This is a genomic window from Porphyrobacter sp. YT40 (assembly GCF_006542605.1).
Lineage (GTDB): Bacteria > Pseudomonadota > Alphaproteobacteria > Sphingomonadales > Sphingomonadaceae > Erythrobacter.
This window is the reverse complement of record NZ_CP041222.1, coordinates 1,703,387-1,719,671: the sequence shown is the minus strand read 5'-3', so window position 1 is coordinate 1,719,671 and position 16,285 is coordinate 1,703,387. Positions and strand designations below refer to the sequence as shown.

The following is a 16,285-nucleotide window of genomic DNA, read 5'->3' as shown; positions in this document are numbered from 1 at the left end:
CGCACCGGTCAATGATTGTCGCGCGGTAGGCCCTTGGTGCGCGCGATCTGCCGGTATTTTTCTGCCCCTTCGAGGATCGCTCCGCTATCCATCTGCCCTACGAGAGCGCGCTGGATTTCCTGCCACGGGGTCTGTGATTCCGGATATGCGAATCCTCCGCCAGCCATCAGCTCCTCACGCCGCCGGTCGAGCTCTTCCGGTTCGACCAGCAGATTGACCTCCGCGCGCGCCAGGTCGACGCGTAGCCGGTCGCCGGTTTTCACCAGAGCGAGGCCGCCGTTGATCGCGGCTTCGGGCGATACGTTGAGAATCGACGGACTGGCCGAAGTGCCTGACTGCCGCCCGTCGCCGATGCATGGCAGGGCATGGACGCCTTCGGCCAGGAGATAGGCGGGAGGACGCATGTTCACGACTTCTGCCGCGCCGGGATAGCCAACCGGCCCGACCCCGCGAATGATCAGCATATGCCGATCGGTAATGCCGAGCGCTGGATCGTCGATGCGGGCGTGGTAGTCTTCGGGGCCGTCGAACACGACCACCGGCCCTTCGAAAGCATCGGGATCATCGGGATCGGACAGGTAGCGTGCCCGGAATTCCTCGCCGATGACGCTGGTTTTCATGATCGCCGCGTCGAACAGGTTTCCCGAAAGGACAAGGAAGCCGGCATTCTCGCGGATCGGATCGGACGCGGGCCGGATCACGCGCTCGTCCTCGATCGTGGCTGAACGGCAATTCTCGCCGATCGTCTTGCCGTTCACGGTCAGAGCGCCCTCGTGGATCAGGCCCAGCCGGATCAATTGCGCGATCACGGCAGGAACCCCGCCCGCGCGGTAATAGTCTTCACCCAGATACTCGCCGGCCGGTTGCATGTTGACCAGCAGCGGAACGGCGTGGCCATGAACGTGCCAGTCCTTCAGTTCCAGCGATACGCCGAGGTGCCGAGCCAGAGCCGCCAAGTGGATCGGCGCATTGGTCGATCCGCCGATGGCGGAATTGACGACGATGGCGTTGAGGAAGCTTTCGCGCGTCATGATGTCGGAGGGCTTCATGTCCTCCTCCACCATAGCGACGATGCGCTTGCCGGTGAAGTAGGCCGCTTCCTGTCGGTCGCGGTAGGGCGCCGGGATCGCGGCGCTGCCCGGCAACATCATGCCCAATGCTTCGGCCAGCGAATTCATCGTCGTCGCCGTGCCCATCGTGTTGCAGTAGCCGGTGGAGGGCGCGCTGCTCGCGACCATCCGGATGAAATCGGTATCGTCGATCTTGCCCTCGGCCAGCAGCTCGCGCGCTTTCCAAACGATGGTTCCGGAACCGGTGCGCTCCCCCTTGTGATAGCCGTTGAGCATCGGCCCGACCGATAGCGCGATGGCGGGAATGTCCACCGTCGCCGCCGCCATAAGGCAGGCGGGCGTGGTCTTGTCGCAGCCGGTCGTCAGCACCACGCCGTCGATCGGATAGCCGTAAAGCAGCTCGACCAGCGCGAGATAGGCCAGGTTGCGGTCCAGCGCCGCAGTAGGGCGCTTTCCGGTTTCCTGGATCGGGTGAACCGGAAATTCCAGCACGATGCCGCCTGCCTCGCGAATGCCTTCGCGGATGCGCTCTGCCAGCACGAGGTGATGCCGGTTGCACGGCGACAGGTCGCTGCCGGTCTGCGCGATCCCGATGATCGGCTTGCCGGATCGCAACTCGTCAATGCTGAGCCCGAAATTCAGATACCGCTCCAGATAAAGTGCGGTCATGTCGATGTTGTCGGGATTGTCGAACCAGGCCTTGCTGCGGAGTTTGCGAGTCATTTTTCCTTCCCTGCCGGGCTCGGCTTGACGCTCTGCCGCTTGCCACGCATTACTCCTACAAATATCGGTCTAGCAAGGCCTGTGGGGAGACAAAGGGAATGACGCAGGCGGACGGGACACAAGGTGCCGCGAATGAGGGTGGTCAGGCGATCAACTACAGGCCAGCTCTGGCGCTGCTGGCGTCGCTCTTCTTCATGTGGGGCTTCATCACTGTCATCAACAACACGCTTTTGCCGCACCTGCGCAGCGTGTTCGAGCTCAGCTACACCCAGACCACGCTGATCGAGAGCGTATGGTTCATCGCCTATGGCGTGATGGGCATGCCGAGCGCCTTCCTGATCGAACGGACGGGTTACAAGCGGGCGATCATCATCGGGCTCGTCATCATGGCCGTCGGCGCTCTCGGCATGGTTCCGGCGGCGCATCTGCCGTCCTACGGCATCACCTTGCTGGCGCTGTTCGTGATCGCCAGCGGGATCACGCTGCTTCAGGTCGCCGCCAACCCCTACGTTGCGGTGATCGGCCCGGCGGAAAGTTCGGAATCCCGCCTTACGCTGGTGCAGGCTTTCAACAGCTTCGGCACGTTCCTGGCGCCGTATTTCGGCGGCTACCTCATCCTCAGCCGGACGGTAGGCGGAACCTCGCTCGAAGGGACGCAGCTTACCGCGGCGGAGCGACTGGCCGATGCCCGCGCGACCGAGCTGCCCTATATTCTGGTCGCGATCGTCCTGCTGATTATCGCGGTGATCATCTGGCGATCGAACCTGCCCAGGCTCGGCTCGGCCACCAATCGGGTCGCGCGAGAGAAACGCAAGAATCTCTCACTGTGGGATCACCCCAATCTCGTCTGGGGCGTTCCGGCGATCTTCATCTATCTCATCGCCGAAATCGGCGTGGCGAACCTGTTCATCAACTTCGCCATTCTGCCCGATATCGCCGGCATCACGCCTGCCGAAGCGGCGAACTATCTCGTGCTGCTGTGGGGCGGTATGATGGTGGGCCGCTTTGCCGGAGCCTTCATCTTGCAGAAATTTCCCGCCGACAGGACGCTGGCCGCCTTTGCCCTGTTCGCGCTGGTGGTGATGGTGGGTGCGGCCACGCTCGCGGGTCCACTCGCCATGTGGTGCCTGATTCTGGTCGGACTAGGCCACTCGATCATGTTCCCGGCGATCTTCGCCATGGGCATCAAGGGTCTGGGCCCTCTAACAGAGGAAGCGTCTGGCCTGCTGATTACCGCCATTGCGGGCGGCGCGCTGGTGGTCGTGCAGGGCTGGCTCGCCGACAGCTTCGGCCTGCAGAACAGTTTCTGGCTGACGGTCGCGTGCGAGGTCTACATCATCTGGTACGCACTGCGCGGATCTCGACCTCAAAGTCCCCATGCGGCGTGAAATGTGGTCCCGAGGCCGCTGTAGATTGGCCATTGCACAACGACCCTACAACCGATCGCGCGCCCGAAAGGTTCACTGAAACGTGACCGGAGAATTCGCAATTTTCCGGCGGATTTCAAAACATCCGTTCTGAAATTGGCAATAAGGATGCGTGGCGGAGAGGGTGGGATTCGAACCCACGTTACCGTTGCCGGTAAACCGCATTTCGAGTGCGGCGCATTCGACCACTCTGCCACCTCTCCGCGAGGCCTGTTGCGGTTCTGAGCGCCGCTTGGTCGCAGGCGGCGGGCAACAGGAAGCGCGCCCGTTAGCCCAAGGCGAAGGGCTTGCCAAGACCTGCCGCACCACAAAATGCGGGCATATCTCGCACCTGCACAACCGTCCTGCTTGTTTTGCGCTGCCAAACCCCCATATTGACGGGTATGGAACGCGCAGAGTTCTTCTCCAGCCAGGCCGGACGCACGATCATCGCCCCGCGCCAGACCCGCGCCCGCTTCGGCATCGGTGACGTTGTGCGCCACCGCCTGTTCGCTTTTCGCGGCGTGGTGTTCGATGTCGATCCGGTCTTCGCCAATTCGGAAGAATGGTACCAGTCGATCCCCGAGGACATTCGTCCGCGCCGCGATCAGCCGTTCTATCACCTGCTCGCCGAGAACGAGGATTCGTCCTACGTGGCCTACGTCAGCCAAGGCAATCTGGTCGCGGATGCCGATGGCGGCCCGGTGGATCACCCGACGGTGCGCCAGCTGTTCGACAGCTTCAAGGATGGCCGTTACCGGATGCGCCGCTCGCTCACGCATTGATTTTTGAGGCAAGCCATCCGGCTTGCCGGTTCTCGCAAAGGCTCGGGCGGGCGGGCGCCCTTGCGGCCCTGCGGGCCGGGCAGTGCCCATAGTCCTTTTCAGCTCTTGAGCTTCCAGCCGCTTCGCAGAACTGCGTAAACCGCCGCCGCCAGAGCCAGATTGAGCGCCAGCAACCCGCCTGCCGCTAGCACCACCTGACCCGCGCCGCCGATATCGCTCGACCCCAGAAAGCCATAGCGGAACCCGGAGATGACGTAGAAAAACGGGTTGGCGCGGCTAATCGCCTGAAACACGCCGTGCAGGTTCTCGATCACGTAGAAGGTGCCCGACAGCAGTGAGAGCGGGGCGATGATGAAGTTGGTGATCGCCGCATTGTGATCGAACTTCTCGGCCCAGATTGAAGTCGCAAGGCCCAGCGTCGCCAGCATCAGCGATCCCATCAGGCCGAACCACACCACCGCCCACGGATGCGCGATCCCGAGCGACACGCCCGGCCACAGCGCCATCGCCAGCGCGACGGCGCAGCCGACCAGCACCGCGCGCGTCACCGCTGCGGCGAGGATGCCCGCCATCACCTCGCCCGGCGACAAGGGGGGCATGAGGTAATCGATAATCGTCCCCTGAATCTTGCCGCCCAGCAGCGAGAAGCTGGAATTGGCAAAGGCGTTCTGCATCATCGCCATCACGATCAGCCCCGGCGCGACGAAGGTGGCGAAGGGCACGCCCAGCACCTCGCGCCCCGCCCGGCCCAGCGCGACGCTGAAGATCACCAGAAACAGCAGCGTTGTGAAGGCCGGAGCCCAGATCGTCTGCGTCTGCACCTTGAGAAACCGGCGCACCTCCTTCATATAGAGGGCACCAAGGCCCACGCGGTTGATCCCGGTAATCACCGGGCGCCCGCGCGGAGCAAACCGGATGCTCCCGCCGGTCTTGTCTTGCGCCGTCATTTCCGGCACGGGAGCAGAGTTTTCGAGGGGATGGGCAGGAACGTTATCGGCCATGGCTGGAGTGCCTAGGCCGCAGGGACGTTTCTGACAAGCATTCCGCCTCCGCATCCGGGGGCCAGACCACAGGAACAGGTAGACGATATGAGCTGGACGGACGAGCGCATCGCAACGCTCAGGAAGATGTGGGAAGGCGGCGCCACCGCCAGCGAGATCGCGACCGAACTCGGCGGCGTCAGCCGCAATGCGGTGATCGGCAAGGCGCACCGCCTTGGTCTCAAGGCGCGCCCCTCCCCGGTCAAGGCCAACGACAAGAAGAAGCCCGCCGCGCCGGTGAAGAAGCCTGCCCCTGCGCCCGAGCGCGCACCCGCGGAACCGCGCGCCGAACCCGCCGCACGCGCCGCAGCGCCCGAACGGGCCGCGCCGCGCGCCGCCGATCCCGCGCCCCGCGCCGAACCTGCGAGCGACACCGGCACCCCGTCGCAGGCGCTCCCCAATCCGCAGGCCGATCTGCCCAAGATCGTCTCGGTCGGCCCCGGCGGCTTTCTGCGGCAGGGCCCCGGCGACCAGCAGGCGCCGATCCCCCCTGCCCCGCCGCGCCGCTTGGTGCCCGCCAAGCCGAGCCCCGAGATCGCGGGCAAGACCAGCCTGCTCGACTTGTCGGACAAGGTCTGCCGCTGGCCGATGGGCCACCCGGGCGAACCGGATTTCCACTTCTGCGGCGAGCAGGTGAATCCCGGTTTCCCGTACTGCGTCGAGCATTGCGGCCGCGCCTATCAGGCGCAGCTGCCGCGCGGCGTGCGCCGTCCGCCCCCGCCGCTGCCCTTCGGCGGTCCGCGCGTGCGCTGAGGCGCGAAACCATCTTGCCGATTCGTTCACCGTCGCTGGCAGACGGGGCGATGCGGCCCGGTTTCGCCGGTGTTGGAGACACTTGAGACACTGTCTAGGACAAAAAACTGCGGCCCCGAACCTGATGCAAGGGTGCCCCGCGTCGGGTTACGATCGGCGGTCGCGGGAGGGCGGGATAGGGGGCACAGGCCAGGCATTCCCGCAGCCCGCGCCATAAGGGCACCTGTAGGAAAGCCCCCACGTGCGGGCGCTGAAGGCTTGCCCTGCAATGCGGAGCGCTTCTATGCAGGGGCAAGGCAAAGGGAGCGCTAACGTGAATGCGAACAAGGCCCGGTTTGGCAGCTTGCGACGGGTCGCCCTTTTCGGCCTGCTGTGTGCCAGCCAGCCCGCGCTGGCCGAACTGCCAGAGCCCGTTCGCGCGATGATCGTCGCCGCGGTGGCGACCGGGGATCCGGCCAAGGTGCACACGGTCGCCGATCTCGCCCGCCAGACAAACCCTGCCGAAACCGCCGAGATCGACGCGCTCGTCGCCGCCTTCGAGACCGATTTCGCCGCGCGCAAGGCCGCCGAGGCCGAGGCCCACCGGGCGGCGCTGCGCGAAGCCGACCTGTTCGACAACTGGAACGGCAAGGGCGAGCTTGGCGGATTCCGGGCCACGGGCAACACCAACAACACCGGAGTCACGGCCAGCCTTTCGCTCAACCGCGAAGAGATCGACTGGCGCCACCGCTTCACCGCGCGGGTCGATTACCAGCGCACCGGGGGCGTGACCACGCGCGAGCAGTTCCTGGCGCGTTACGAGCCCAATGTGAACATTTCGGACCGGTTCTACGTCTATGCCCTCGCCCAGTACGAACGCGACCGCTTTCAGGGCTTCGAGGGGCGCTACGCGATCTCGGGCGGGATGGGATATCAGGCGCTCAAGAAGGATGATGTGCAGCTGTCGGTCAAGGCCGGCCCGGCCTACCGCGTCACCGAATTCGTCGACGGGCGCAGCGAAAGCCGGATTGCGGGGCTGATCGCGCTCGATTTCGACTGGAACATCACCGACAAGCTCAAGCTGACGCAGGATACCAACGCGGTCGCCGAAACCGGCGGATCGGCGGTGGCGATCATCGATTCGCGCAACACCACGATCGACTTCGTCACCGGACTCGACGCTGCGATCGCCAAGAAGCTGAAGGCGCGAGTTTCCTACGCGGTCGAATATGACAGCAACCCGCCGCCCGGCGCCGTGCAGACCGACACGCTGAGCCGCATTACGCTGATCTACGATTTCTGAGCGAACCAGATGATGTGATGCGCGCCCTTGTTGTTGGGGCGCGAACGGACGTTCCACTCCGTCACGTCGAGCCCCGTATCATAAAGCCGCTTGCGGAAGGCAGGATCGGGCCCGGCTGACCACACCGCCAGAATCCCGCCCGGCTTCAGCGCGTCGCGCGCCTTGGCGAGCCCGGTGCGCGAATAGATGCGGTTGTTGGCATCGCGCACGATCCCGTCCGGGCCGTTGTCGACATCGAGCAGGATCGCATCGAACTTGGCGCAGGTGCCGTCGTTGGCATCGTCGATCAGCGCGGCGACATCGCAGATCTTGAGGTCGAGGCGCGGATCGGAGAGGCCCTCCCCCGTCAGCGCCGCCATCGGGCCCTTGGCCCACTCGATGATCGCCTCGGAAATCTCCGCGACCACGATCTGTGCCTTCGCGCCCAGCTTGGCCGCAGCGGCGCGGTAGGTGAAGCCCATGCCGTAGCCGCCGATCAGGATGCGCGCATTGTCCTTGCCCAGCCGGTCGATGGTGAGGTCGGCCAGCTGTTCTTCCGAGAACCGCATCCGCGTGCTCATCAGCTCGTTGCGGCCCATCACGATCATGTAGTGACCGGCATGGGTGTAAAGGTCGAGGGTGACGCCATCCTCGATCTGGGCGGTGTCGATCAGTTCGCGCTGGAGCATGGTGTTCGGTGTCCAAAAGCAAGGCCGCCCGGATCGCTCCGGGCGGCCTCTTGTTCATACCTCGGTCGAGGCGATCAGTCCTTCAGGAAGTCGGGGAGACCCGCCGGACCGCTGTCGCGCTCGCGCCCGCCGCGGTCGCCGCCACGGCCGCCACGATCGCCGCCGCGCCCACGATCGCCGCCACCACGCGGGCCACGACGGTCGCCACGATCACCGCGCGGTTCACGCGGTTCGCGGGGCGGACGGGTGTCTTCCAGCTCTTCGCCGGTTTCCTGGTCAACCACGCGCATCGACAGGCGAACCTTGCCGCGCTGGTCGATCTCGAGCACCTTGACCTTCACTTCCATGCCTTCGGAGACGACATCGGTGGGCTTTTCGACGCGCTCGTTCTTCATTTCGCTGACGTGGACGAGACCGTCCTTGCCGCCCATGAAGTTCACGAAGGCGCCGAAATCGACGATGTTGACGACCTTGCCGTTGTAAATCTTGCCGACTTCGGCTTCCTCGACGATGCCGAGGATCCACTTCTTCGCCGCTTCGATCTCGTCGAGGTTCGAGGACGAGATCTTGATCACGCCTTCATCGTCGATGTCGACCTTGGCGCCGGTTTCGGCGACGATCTCGCGGATCACCTTGCCGCCGGTGCCGATGACGTCACGGATCTTCGACTTGTCGATCTGGATCGTCTCGATGCGCGGGGCGTGCTTGCTGACTTCGGTGCGGGCACCGGTCAACGCCTTGGCCATTTCGCCGAGGATGTGCTGACGGCCGGCCTTGGCCTGCTCCAGCGCCTTGGCCATGATTTCCTGCGTGATGCCGGCAACCTTGATGTCCATCTGCATCGTGGTGATGCCTTCGGCGGTCCCGGCAACCTTGAAGTCCATGTCACCGAGGTGGTCTTCATCGCCCAGAATGTCCGAGAGGACGGCGAATTCGTCACCTTCGAGGATCAGGCCCATCGCGATGCCACTGACCGGCGCCTTCACCGGCACGCCCGCGTCCATCATCGACAGACAGCCGCCGCACACGGTCGCCATCGAGGACGAGCCGTTCGACTCGGTGATGTCGCTCAGCACGCGGATGGTGTAGGGGAAGTCTTCCTTGCTCGGCAGCACGGGGTTGAGCGCGCGCCAGGCGAGCTTGCCGTGACCGACTTCGCGGCGACCCGGTGCGCCGAAGCGGCCCACTTCACCGACCGAATAGGGCGGGAAGTTGTAGTGCAGCATGAAGCTGGAATAGCTGAGGCCTTCCAGACCGTCGATCATCTGCTCGGAATCCTTGGTGCCCAAGGTGGTGGTGCAGATCGCCTGCGTCTCGCCGCGGGTGAACAGCGACGAGCCGTGGGTGCGCGGCAGGAAGCCCACAATGGCTTCGATCGGGCGCACCTGATCGAGCTTGCGGCCATCGATGCGCTGGCCATCCTTGAGGATCGCGGTGCGCACGATTTCGGCTTCGAGCTTCTTCATCAGCTTGCCAGCGACCATCTGGGTCTGGCCGCCTTCGTCCGCGAACGCCGCCTTGGCCTTGGCCCGGGCTTCGTTGAGCGCGTTCGAGCGCGCCGACTTGTCGGTCAACTTGTAAGCCGCCGCGATGTCCGCGCCGATCAGGTCCTTGAGCTTGGCCTTCATGTCGGCGGTGTTGTCGCTGGTGTCGACGTCCCACGGGTCCTTGGCGGCCTGTTCGGCCAGATCGACGATCGCGCCGATGACCTTGCGGATTTCGTCATGCGCGAACATGACGGCGCCGAGCATTTCGTCTTCGGTCAGTTCCTTGGCTTCGGATTCGACCATCATCACCGCGTTCTGGGTCGCGGCGACGACGAGGTCGAGACGGCCTTCGGCGAGCGCCTTGTCCTGCTTCGGATTGAGCGTGTATTCGCCATCGACGAAGCCGACGCGCGCCGCGCCGATCGGGCCCATGAACGGCACGCCCGAGATGGTCAGCGCCGCCGAGGCTGCGATCATCGCGACGATATCGGCCTCGGTCTCGCCGTCGAACGACAGGACCTGCGCGATCACGTTGATCTCGTTGTAGAAGCCTTCGGGGAAGAGCGGACGGATCGGACGGTCGATCAGGCGGCTGGTGAGCGTTTCCTTCTCGGTCGCGCCGCGTTCACGCTTGAAGAAGCCGCCCGGGATGCGCCCGGCGGCCGAGAACTTTTCCTGATAGTGGACGGTGAGCGGGAAGAAGTCCTGCCCTTCCTTCACCGACTTGGCGGCGGTCACGGCGCAGAGCACCACGGTTTCGCCATAGGTGGCCAGAACGGCGCCATCGGCCTGACGGGCAATACGCCCGGTTTCCAGAGTGAGGGTCTTGCCGCCCCACTCCAGCGATACGGTTTTCGTGTCGAACATTGGTTTTCCTTCTGAACCCGCGCGGCCGCATTGCCGGGCGGGGCCTCTAATGCCGGGGAAACAACCGTCCCGGTCCGGTGCGGAGCGCTTTGGCCCCGAGGCACGGCAGACCGGATGTCCGCCAAGCCCCATATGCAGAAAGGGCGGCCTCTTGAGCCGCCCTTCCCGCTAAACTCTTATTTGCGCAGACCCAGCTTCTGGATCAGGGCGTTGTAGCGCTCGACGTCCTTCTTCTTGAGATAGGCGAGCAGCGTGCGACGCTTGTTGACCATCATCAGGAGGCCACGACGCGAGTGGTTGTCCTTGTGGTGATCCTTGAAGTGCTCGGTCAGGTTGCGGATGCGCTGCGTGAGGATCGCAACCTGCACTTCGGGGCTGCCGGTGTCCTTGGGATCACGGGCGTTGTCAGCAATGATTTCCTGCTTCTTTTCGGCGGTCACCGACATATTCTTATCTCTCTTACTCAGCGACATCGGGAAGGTTGAAACCCCGGACGACCTTGGCCGTCCCCTCCGTGATTTCCATCAATGCGACCGGGACAGCGCCCAGCTTCGCCAGATAGAGCCCGGATGATTGGGGCATGTCAGACAGCACCCGGCCCTGCCGGACCGCCTGCGCGCTTGTCTGATCGAGGTGAAGGGCCGGGATGTCGTCCAGCCCTGCCTCCAGCGGCAGGAGAAGGTGTTCAAGGCCCTGCCCCTTAGCGGTTTCCTCCATGAAGTCCAGCGAAATCGCCTGTTCCTCGCGGAACGGCCCGGCCTTGATGCGCCTGAGATAGGTCACGTGCCCGCAGGTGCCAAGCGCATGAGCGATGTCGCGCGCGAGGGAGCGGATGTAGGTGCCCTTGGAGACGTGGGCGACGAGGGTGATGGCGTCCAAACCCGATCGCCCTGAGCTTGTCGAAGGGCCGTCCTGCACTTCCGAAGAAAAGTGCGGGACTTCGACAAGCTCAGCCCGAACGGAGAGGGTGTGAATCGTCACCGCCCGCGCCTTCAGCTCCACCGCCTCCCCCGCCCGTGCGCGGTCATAGGCGCGCTGGCCGTCCAATTTCAGCGCGGAGTAAGCCGGCGGCACCTGCTCGATTGGCCCGGTAAAACGGGGCAGCACCGCCTCCACCTCGGCCCGCGTCGGGCGCACATCGCTGGTGGCGATCACGGGCCCTTCGGTATCGAGCGTGTCGGTTTCCCCCCCAAACTTGACGGTGAAGGCATAGATCTTGTCGCTGTCGAGCATCCGTCCGGCGAGCTTGGTCGCCTCGCCCAGCGCGATCGGCAGCACGCCTTCCGCCAGCGGGTCGAGCGTGCCGCCGTGGCCGACCTTGGTCTTGGCATAGCCGTTCTGGCGCAGCACCCGCTTGACCGCGCTCACGCCCTGCGTGCTGCCCATGCCCCGAGGCTTGTCGAGGATCAGCCAGCCGGAAAGCGGCGCGCTCATCCTTTCAAGGCTTCGGAGAAATGCCGGCGGCACAGCGCGACATATCGGTCGTTCCCGCCGATCTCGGTCTGCTGGCCCTGCCGAACCGCCGCGCCGCTTTCATCGACGCGCAGGTTCATGGTCGCCTTGCGCCCGCAGTGACAGACGGCTTTCAACTCCACCAGCGCGTCGGCAATGCCCAGCAGCACCGCGGAGCCGGGGAAGAGCTCGCCCTGAAAATCGGTGCGCAATCCGTAGCACAGCACCGGAATTCCCGCCTCGTCCGCCAGCCGGGCGAGCTGCCACACCTGATCACCCGTCAGAAACTGCGCTTCGTCCACCAGCACGCAATCGAGCGGCTGCACCTTGTGCGCAGCGCTGATGGTGGCCCACAGGTCGGTCTCGGGCGCGAACTTGTGCGCGTCGCTTTCCAGCCCGATGCGGCTCTTGACCATTCCCGCCGAGCGGCTGTCGAGCGCGGCAGTCCACAGCATGGTTGCCATTCCGCGCTCGCGGTAATTGAAATCGGCCTGCAACAGGTGCGAGGATTTGCCTGCGTTCATGCTGGCGTAGTAGAAGTAGAGCTTGGCCATCGCGCGCTCCTACCCCGTCGGCCAGCGCCGGGCGAGCGCGGAATTGAACCTTTTGCCCGATTGAAGCGTTGGGGAGAGATGATGACCCGCCCCCTTGCCAGCCTGCGCCTGATCCTGCTGCCCCTGCTGGCGCTGTTCGCGCTCGCCAATGCGGCGGCGGGTGTACCGCAGCGTTATGCGCTCGATGCCTCGGCCAGCAATGTTTCGGCCAAGGTGCCGTTCTTCGGCCTCGCCAGCAAGACCGCGCGCTTCCCGCGGATGCAGGGCGCGGTCACGATCGTCCCCGGCGCGCCCGAGCAGGCGATGATCGACGTGACTTTCGATGCCACCGCAATCGAGGCACCGGATTCGGTTACGCTCGAACGGCTGCGGGGCGAGAAGTTCTTCTGGGTCGAGAAATATCCGACGATCCGCTTCGTCGGACGCTCGCTGAAACTCGCCACCCCGACGCGGGGCACGGTGACGGGCGAGCTGACCGCGCGCGGGGTGACGCGGCCCGCGACGCTTAACGTCACCTTCAACGCCGACCCGGTGGCGCAGGCAGGCAAGCCGGTCAGCTTCACCGGCACCACCACCATCGACCGGCGCGAATTCGGGATGAAGTCCTATCAGCTGATCGTCGGTAACAAGGTCGACATAACGCTGAAGGCGCGGATGGTACCGAAATAGCGCGAGCTATTCGTCCTCGTCGTCCAGATCGCGCAGTACCTTGGGATCGCGCAGCAGCGCTTCGATCCGGTCGGCCTCGGCGAAGCTTTCGTCCTTGCGGAATTTGAGCTTGGGCGCGAATTTCAGACCGAGCCGCTGGGCGACCTCTCGCTGGAGGAAGGCGGTGTTCTGGCGCAGGGCCTTGACCACTTCCTCGTCCGCCGCCCCGAGAAGCGGCTTCACATAGGCGGTCGCATGGCGCAGATCGGGGGTCATGCGCACCTCGGTAACGGAGATATGCGCCGCGCTCACCACATCGTCATGTACCTCGCCGCGGGCGAGCAGTTCCGAGAGGATATGCCGCACCCGCTCGCCCACCTTGAGCACGCGGACCGATTGCTGTTCGGCGGTGAAGGGTTGTTTGGCCATCAGCGCTCCAGCCCCGTAACTTCCGGCGTGGGACGCGGAGTCGGGATCGCGGTGGAGGTCGAGCGGGCATAGATCGTCCCGTCCTCGCCGCGCAATTCACCTTCGAGGAACACCACGCGCTGCCCCGCCTTCACCACCCGGCCCGTGCCGATAATGGTCGCGCCTTCGGGGATCAGGCGGATGAGGCTCATCGAAATGTCGAGGTTGAGCGGCGCCATGACGCCGCCGGTGGCCGCGACATAGGCATAGCCCATCACGTCATCGAGATAGCCTGCTACCAGCCCGCCCTGCACGCCGCCGCGCCAGGTGCACATCTCGCGCGTGACGGTGAAGCGCATGGTCGCGGTCTGGCTCGCCTCGTCGAAGCCGACGAATTCGGAGCCGAGCAGCGCCGTGTGCGGCGACTGCCCGGCATCGTCTGGGTAGTGCAGGTCGTTCAGGCTCACGGTTCCTTGCGTCGCTCTTCAAGCGCTTTGGCGATCCGCACCAGTGCATCGGTCTGGCGGCGATTCTCGTAATAGAGGCCGATCAGAACGAAGGTGCAAAAGAGGGCGATAAGTTCGATCACAGCGTCCGCTCACGCTCCTCGACCGAGAAGACTTCGAGGTTGTCACCCGGCTTGATGTCGTTGGTATCCTCGAGCACCACGCCGCATTCGAGACCGGCGCGCACTTCGTCCACGTCGTCTTTGAAGCGCCGCAGCGACTGGATCTTGGTGGCCGAAACGATGACATCGGCGCGGGTGAGACGCGCGAACAGCCCCTTGCGGATTGCGCCTTCCAGAACCAGCAGACCTGCCGCCTTGTCCTTCTTGCCCGCCGGGAAGACCTGCTTGACTTCGGCACGGCCGACCACGGTTTCGATCCGCTCCGGCCCGAGCTCGCCCGCCATCTCCTTGGCGATGGCATCGGTGAGGTGATAGATGACATCGTAATACATCATCCGCACCCCGTCGCGCTTCACCAGATCGCGCGCCTTGGCATTCGGGCGCACGTTGAAGCCGATGATCGGCGCCTTCGATGCCCCCGCCAGCAGCACGTCGCTTTCGGTGATCGCGCCCACGCCCGCGTTCAGCACGCGGACCTTGATCTCGTCGTTCGAGAGGTTGTGGAGCGCGTTGACGATCGCTTCGACCGAGCCCTGCACGTCCGCCTTCACCACCACCGGGAATTCGATGACGTTGGAGGCGAGGCCTGCGAACATCGTATCGAAATTGGTGGGGGCGAGCGCGGTGCGCTTTTCGGTCGCCAGTTCCTGCCGATACTTGGCCACTTCACGCGCACGCTGCTCGTTCTCGACCACGGTGAGGTTGTCCCCCGCGGACGGCACCCCGCCAAGGCCGAGCACTTCCACCGGCATCGAGGGGCCGGCTTCCTTGAGCTGCTGGCCCTTGTCGTCGACGATCGCGCGGACCTTGCCGCTCTGCGTGCCGACCACGAAGGTGTCGCCACGCTTCAGCGTCCCGCGGGTGACGAGCACGGTCGCAACCGGCCCGCGGCCCTTGTCGAGCTGCGCTTCGATCACGGTCGCTTCGGCATCGCGGTCGGGGCGCGCCTTCAGTTCGAGCAGTTCGGCCTGAAGGTTGATCGCCTCGATCAGCTTGTCGAGCCCCGCGCCGGTCTTGGCCGAAACCTCGACATCCTGCACGTCGCCCGACATCGCCTCGACGATAACTTCGTGTTCGAGCAGACGTTCGCGGATCTTCTGCGGGTTGAATTCTTCCTTGTCCGACTTGGTGATCGCCACGATCATCGGCACGCCAGCCGCCTTGGTGTGATTGATCGCCTCGATGGTCTGCGGCATCAGCCCGTCATCGCCTGCGACCACCAGAATGACGATGTCGGTGACGTTCGCCCCGCGCATCCGCATCTCGGTGAAGGCCGCGTGGCCCGGCGTGTCGAGGAAGGTGATCTTCGCCTTGTCCTTGGTGGTGATCTGGTAGGCGCCGATGTGCTGGGTGATGCCACCGGCCTCGCCCTTGACGACGTCGGTGCCGCGCAGCGCGTCGAGCAGGCTGGTCTTGCCGTGATCGACATGGCCCATGATCGTCACCACCGGCGGACGCGGCTTCTGCGTTTCGATCGGATCGGCATCGGCGCTGGTGTCGATATCGACATCGCTCGCGGAGACGCGGGTGATGTTGTGGCCGAACTCCTCGACCAGCAGCTCGGCGGTGTCCTGATCGATGGTCTGGTTGACCGTGACCATCATGCCCATGTTGAACAGCGCCTTCACCAGGTCGGCGCCCTTCTCGGCCATGCGGTTGGCGAGTTCGCCCACGGTGATCGCCTCGGGCACGACCACGTCGCGCACCTGCTTTTCGCGCGGCTTGCTGGGCCCGCCCTGACCGCGGCGCTCCTTTTCGCGCGCGCGCTTGAGCGCGGCGAGGCTGCGCGCACGGCGACCTTCGTCCTCGTTCAGGGCACGGGTGACGGTCAGCTTGCCCGAACGACGATTGTCCTTGCCCGCATCGCTCGGAGCGGCGCGCTTGTCGTCCTTCTTCTTGCCCTTGACCTCGGGCGCAGGGCGCTTGGGTTCGGGGCGTTCCACAGGCGTGAAGCGGCGCGCGGCAGGCACGGCGACATCGGCCTTCGCAGCCGGTTCGGCGGCGTCAGCGGGTTCCTCGGCGGCAGGGGCAGGCGCAGCATCGGCCTGGGGCGCGGGGGCGCTGGCTTCTTCGGCGCGCTGCCTTTCGGCCTCTTCCTCGGCCTTGCGGTTTTCCTCCGCGCGGCGGCGTTCTTCTTCCTCGCGTTCGCGAGCCTCGGCTTCCTCGCGCTTGCGGGCTTCCTCGGCGAGACGCAGCCGCTCTTCCTCGGCTTCGAGCTGGAGACGCTTCACGCGCTCCTGCGGGGTCTCGCCCGCGGGCGCGGCACGCGCGGGACGCGGCGGCGGCGCAGCCGGGCGCGGCGCTTCGGCGACGGGCGGAGGCGGCGGGGGAGGCGGCGGCGGCGCGGCGGCCTCACCGGGCTTGCCGAGCACACGGCGACGCTTGACCTCGACCACCACCTTGTTGGTGCGGCCGTGGCTGAAGGTCTGCTTGACCTCGCCCGCATCCACCGACCGCTTGAGGCCGAGGGGTTTGCGAGTGCGCTGGTTGTCGTTTTCGTCGCTCATTATCGCT

The 16,285-nt window shown here is 65.1% G+C and carries 16 protein-coding genes and 1 tRNA gene; 5 read left to right on the top strand and 12 right to left on the bottom strand.

The window, feature by feature from the left end:
- Positions 1–8: 8 nt before the first annotated feature.
- Positions 9–1,793, bottom strand: coding sequence for an IlvD/Edd family dehydratase (locus E2E27_RS08005; RefSeq protein ID WP_141458448.1), 1,785 nt, complete (start codon positions 1,791–1,793; stop codon positions 9–11).
- 98 nt (positions 1,794–1,891) lie between these two features.
- Here E2E27_RS08005 and E2E27_RS08000 point away from each other — a divergent pair, with 98 nt between their 5' ends.
- The gene (locus E2E27_RS08000) at positions 1,892–3,181 is read left to right on the top strand and encodes a sugar MFS transporter (RefSeq protein ID WP_141458447.1); all 1,290 of its coding nucleotides are present in this window, start codon (positions 1,892–1,894) and stop codon (positions 3,179–3,181) included.
- A gap of 152 nt (positions 3,182–3,333) precedes the next feature.
- Here E2E27_RS08000 and E2E27_RS07995 read toward each other — a convergent pair.
- Positions 3,334–3,423: transfer RNA gene (locus E2E27_RS07995), tRNA-Ser, on the bottom strand.
- Between the two features lie 180 nt (positions 3,424–3,603).
- Between E2E27_RS07995 and hspQ the strand changes: the two genes are divergently transcribed.
- The gene (gene hspQ, locus E2E27_RS07990) at positions 3,604–3,984 is read left to right on the top strand and encodes a heat shock protein HspQ (protein WP_141458446.1); all 381 of its coding nucleotides are present in this window, start codon (positions 3,604–3,606) and stop codon (positions 3,982–3,984) included.
- Positions 3,985–4,082: 98 nt separating this feature from the next.
- On the opposite strand, the gene E2E27_RS07985 is transcribed toward hspQ, so the two are convergent.
- Positions 4,083–4,931: an ABC transporter permease gene (locus E2E27_RS07985; protein ID WP_141461706.1), complete on the bottom strand. Its 849-nt coding sequence runs from the start codon at positions 4,929–4,931 to the stop codon at positions 4,083–4,085.
- Between the two features lie 141 nt (positions 4,932–5,072).
- On the opposite strand from E2E27_RS07985, the gene E2E27_RS07980 reads away from it, so the two are divergent.
- Entirely contained in the window at positions 5,073–5,777 is a 705-nt protein-coding gene (locus E2E27_RS07980) for a GcrA family cell cycle regulator (protein WP_141458445.1), read from the top strand.
- 313 nt (positions 5,778–6,090) lie between these two features.
- Entirely contained in the window at positions 6,091–7,059 is a 969-nt protein-coding gene (locus E2E27_RS07975) for a DUF481 domain-containing protein (RefSeq protein ID WP_234036240.1), read from the top strand.
- Here E2E27_RS07975 and E2E27_RS07970 read toward each other — a convergent pair.
- The 5 genes from E2E27_RS07970 to E2E27_RS07950 all read right to left on the bottom strand — a co-directional run bounded on the left by E2E27_RS07970 (position 7,047) and on the right by E2E27_RS07950 (position 12,087).
- Positions 7,047–7,727 (bottom strand): spermine/spermidine synthase domain-containing protein, encoded by a 681-nt coding sequence (locus E2E27_RS07970; protein ID WP_141458444.1) that lies wholly within the window; start codon positions 7,725–7,727, stop codon positions 7,047–7,049. The two genes, E2E27_RS07975 and E2E27_RS07970, sit on opposite strands and share 13 nt — an antisense overlap.
- Before the next feature lie 74 nt (positions 7,728–7,801).
- Positions 7,802–10,081, bottom strand: a complete 2,280-nt coding sequence (pnp, locus tag E2E27_RS07965; protein ID WP_141458443.1) for a polyribonucleotide nucleotidyltransferase — start codon at positions 10,079–10,081, stop codon at positions 7,802–7,804.
- Positions 10,082–10,257: 176 nt separating this feature from the next.
- Entirely contained in the window at positions 10,258–10,527 is a 270-nt protein-coding gene (rpsO, locus tag E2E27_RS07960; RefSeq protein WP_141458442.1) for a 30S ribosomal protein S15, read from the bottom strand.
- Between the two features lie 13 nt (positions 10,528–10,540).
- Positions 10,541–11,515, bottom strand: a complete 975-nt coding sequence (gene truB, locus E2E27_RS07955) for a tRNA pseudouridine(55) synthase TruB (protein WP_141458441.1) — start codon at positions 11,513–11,515, stop codon at positions 10,541–10,543.
- Entirely contained in the window at positions 11,512–12,087 is a 576-nt protein-coding gene (locus tag E2E27_RS07950; RefSeq protein WP_141458440.1) for a thymidine kinase, read from the bottom strand. The genes truB and E2E27_RS07950 overlap by 4 nt, the downstream gene beginning before the upstream one ends.
- Positions 12,088–12,165: 78 nt before the next feature.
- On the opposite strand from E2E27_RS07950, the gene E2E27_RS07945 reads away from it, so the two are divergent.
- Positions 12,166–12,756, top strand: a complete 591-nt coding sequence (locus E2E27_RS07945; protein WP_234036239.1) for a YceI family protein — start codon at positions 12,166–12,168, stop codon at positions 12,754–12,756.
- Positions 12,757–12,762: 6 nt separating this feature from the next.
- Here E2E27_RS07945 and rbfA read toward each other — a convergent pair whose 3' ends face one another.
- Genes rbfA through infB form a run of 4 tightly spaced genes read right to left on the bottom strand, consistent with a single transcriptional unit; the run spans position 12,763 to position 16,278 of the window.
- Positions 12,763–13,164: a 30S ribosome-binding factor RbfA gene (gene rbfA, locus E2E27_RS07940; protein ID WP_141458439.1), complete on the bottom strand. Its 402-nt coding sequence runs from the start codon at positions 13,162–13,164 to the stop codon at positions 12,763–12,765.
- Positions 13,164–13,610 (bottom strand): PaaI family thioesterase, encoded by a 447-nt coding sequence (locus E2E27_RS07935; protein WP_141458438.1) that lies wholly within the window; start codon positions 13,608–13,610, stop codon positions 13,164–13,166. The genes rbfA and E2E27_RS07935 overlap by 1 nt, the downstream gene beginning before the upstream one ends.
- Positions 13,607–13,732, bottom strand: a complete 126-nt coding sequence (locus E2E27_RS19190) for a hypothetical protein (protein ID WP_286172863.1) — start codon at positions 13,730–13,732, stop codon at positions 13,607–13,609. The genes E2E27_RS07935 and E2E27_RS19190 overlap by 4 nt, the downstream gene beginning before the upstream one ends.
- A complete protein-coding gene (gene infB, locus E2E27_RS07930) occupies positions 13,729–16,278 on the bottom strand; it encodes a translation initiation factor IF-2 (protein WP_141458437.1) in 2,550 nt (849 codons plus the stop codon). The genes E2E27_RS19190 and infB overlap by 4 nt, the downstream gene beginning before the upstream one ends.
- Positions 16,279–16,285: the final 7 nt, after the last annotated feature.